The organism is bacterium (genome assembly GCA_030693205.1).
GTDB lineage: Bacteria > Patescibacteriota > Minisyncoccia > JAHIHE01 > JAHIHE01 > JAHILZ01.
This window is the reverse complement of the sequence record JAUYBG010000008.1, coordinates 1-3,006: the sequence shown is the minus strand read 5'-3', so window position 1 is coordinate 3,006 and position 3,006 is coordinate 1. Positions and strand designations below refer to the sequence as shown.

Below are 3,006 nucleotides of genomic sequence, written 5' to 3'. Positions count from 1 at the left end.
TTAAAATAAAGATTATAAAAAAATTTAATTTGCTTTTCAACCCATTAGAAATTATTGAAGCCATATTATTTTTTTAAAAACCGCTTTAGTTTATAATAATTACCTATTTTTAACGGGTTAAATAAAAATCCAAAAAAATTACCTGATTCCATAATTATTATACTACTTTTTGCTTCGCTATGCAAAGAGTGTTTCTTGGCTTTATATAATTATTATTCCATTACAAGCCCATTTTAGCGTAATCGAGAGTGCTTAAAAACCAGGGAATGATAAAAATAAGCCCGATCAAAGGCAAAATGAATATCGCGACATTAAAAATCGCCGACCAAAAAAAATATTTCCTTGTTTTCTCGACGGATTCATAGACAGCATCGATTTTCTTGTTATTTTCGTCTATTTTTTTTAAAATCTCCAGTTCAATATTTTCCATTTTTTATTTAATAAAAATAAAGCCGTAATGATAAGCGTCCGGATGCCATTGTTTGATCTGTTTAAAACCACTGATAGTTGCAGCGATCTGAACTTGATCCTCTGTAACGCGATTTTCTTCAGGAGGGCCTAAAACGATCTTGCCGCCGGCCCAATCAATTACGATAAGCTTTCCTCCGGATTTTAAAACCCTTTTCGCTTCCCGAAAAATATTGGCTTTGTTTTCCAGCTGAAACAGAAGATTCGATATCACAACAAAATCCACCGAAGAATCAATGATCTTTGTGCTGTTTTCTTTTTCCAGATCCGCTTGAACAAGTTCAATATTGATCAGGTTTTCCATTTTAGCTTTTTTATCAATAACTTCCAACGCGCTTGGCAAGATATCAACCGCAAAAATTTTTCCTTTCGATTTAACGGCTTTGGCCAAAGGAATGACAAAATATCCGGCGCCGGAACCAAAATCGGCCACAATACTGCCGCTGTCGATGCCGAAAGAATCTACGATTTTTTGCGGATCCATAAACGATGACGAAACTTTATTGGGCTGAATAAACATAGTGTTAATTTAATTAATTAACTGATTTAAATTATAAATAATTCAAAAAACAAAACAATCTTTATTCTCAATGACAAATGACTAATGTCAAATTTCCAATCAATGTCAAATGCTTAAATGTCAAATTTAATTCTTTTAATTTTGTCATTTGGATTTTGGATTTGATTTGTCATTAGAAATTCATCATTTGACATTCGATGTTTCTATAGTATCGTCGCTGAGGCTATTTTATCTTCAGCGTTTAACCGCATAATTCTCACTCCTTGCGTGGCGCGGCCCAAGTTAGGAACGACGGAAATCTCCAGTCGGATGATTTGCCCTTTTTGAGAGATAACCAACAAATCTTTCTTTTCGGTCTCTTCGTCGATCACGGCTCCTTGGACGATTATACCGGTTTTAGAATTGACTTTTGCGGTCTTAATGCCGGACCCTCCCCTTCCTTGCACTTTATATTCTTTTAAATTAGTGGTTTTGCCAAACCCATTTTCCATTACAATAAGCAGTTTTTGATTCTTAACATCCGCTTTTTGCTTGCCCTCCATAGCCTTGGCGGCGGAGGAATTGCTTACAACATCCATAGCGCGAATAAAATCCCCTTTCTTGACCCTGATACCCCTGACACCTCCGGCTGTGCGTCCCATCGGACGGATTTTTGTTTCTTTGAACCTGATAGACTGGCCCTTTGCTGTCACCATGATCACTTCGTCTTTGCCAGAAGTAATGCGCGCCCATTTCAGTTCATCACTGCCTTTTATTTTTATGGCAATGATCCCGCTTCGGCGGACATTATCAAAATCAGACAGACTGACTTTTTTTATCATTCCTTCCTGGGTCGCCATGACAATATAATTTTCTCCGCTGGAATCCGGTATTTTTTTATTGACCATGGTCGAGGTGACTTTTTCATCCGCGCCGAGCTGGAGGAAATTCACGATCGCCTGGCCTTTGGCAATCCGGGAAGCTTCCGGAATTTCAAAAGCCTTGGTCTGAAAAACTTTTCCGCGATTAGTAAAAAACAAAAGATTGTCGTGGGTATTGATCCTCAATACGCTTTCCACCACATCTTCTTCTTTGGTAACCGCTCCGATTATGCCTTTTCCGCCGCGCTTTTGGGTATGATAAACATCAGGATTCATTCTTTTTATATAACCCTTGTGCGTCATCAGCATCACGTTTTCATCGTCAGGGATCAGATCCTCGTCGCTAAATTCTCCCAGCGCTCCTTTGATGATCTTGGTTCGGCGTTCATCGCCGTATCTGGCTTTAATTGCCGCCAGTTCCTCGCTGATTATTTTTATTATTCTCTTGGGATGAGCCAAAATATCTTTATAGTCTGCAATTTCTTTTTGTTTTTGTTCCAGTTCATCCTCGATCTTTTTTCTTTCCATGCCGGACAAAGTTTGCAGCCTCATTTCCAAAATAGCCGTAGCTTGAATAGAGGAAAGCTTGAAATTTTTCATCAAGTCGTCGTGGGCGATCTCTTTGGTCTTGGCTTTTTTGATGGTTTTGATCACCTCGTCAATATGTTTCAGCGCTTTGGAAAGCCCTTCGAGAATATGGAGCCTCTCTTCGGCGCGGCGCAATAAAAATTTCGTCCGGCGCGTCACCACGATTATCTGATGATCAATATACTGCGAAAGGATCGCTTTCAAGTTCAGTATTCTCGGCTCAAGCCCTCCGACCAAAGCCAGCATATTCATATGAAAAGTTTTTTGCAGATCAGTCATTTTGAAAAGCGAATTCAGCACTCTCTGCGGATCAGCCTCGCTTTTAAGTTCTATGATCATTCGAATTCCGTCTTTGTCCGATTCGTCGCGAAGATCGCGGATTCCTTCGATCTTTTTATTTTTTACCAAATCTGCGATCTTGATCAAAAGTTCGGCCTTGTTGACCTGATAAGGCAATTCATGGACGATGATCTGCCAGCGGCCTTTTTTCGCCTCGGCGATTTCCGCTTTGGCGCGCGCCACCACTCCGCCTTTGCCGCTTTGATACGCCGCTTTGATGGCTTTTGCGTT

At 39.9% G+C, this 3,006-nt stretch carries 3 protein-coding genes; all 3 read right to left on the bottom strand.

Annotation, left to right across the window (positions count from 1 at the left end):
- Positions 1–220: 220 nt before the first annotated feature.
- Entirely contained in the window at positions 221–430 is a 210-nt protein-coding gene (locus tag Q8N37_01710; GenBank protein MDP3057219.1) for a hypothetical protein, read from the bottom strand.
- A gap of 3 nt (positions 431–433) precedes the next feature.
- A complete protein-coding gene (locus Q8N37_01705; protein ID MDP3057218.1) occupies positions 434–988 on the bottom strand; it encodes a class I SAM-dependent methyltransferase in 555 nt (184 codons plus the stop codon).
- 203 nt (positions 989–1,191) lie between these two features.
- A partial coding sequence (locus tag Q8N37_01700) for a DNA gyrase C-terminal beta-propeller domain-containing protein (protein ID MDP3057217.1) occupies positions 1,192–3,006 on the bottom strand: 1,815 nt, incomplete at its 5' end.

What these genes read in the sequence shown, in the direction of transcription:
- Q8N37_01705 (MDP3057218.1), bottom strand. Translation starts at nt 988, where the DNA reads ATGTTTATTCAGCCCAATAAAGTTTCGTCATCGTTTATGGATCCGCAA.
- Q8N37_01710 (MDP3057219.1), bottom strand. Translation starts at nt 430, where the DNA reads ATGGAAAATATTGAACTGGAGATTTTAAAAAAAATAGACGAAAATAAC.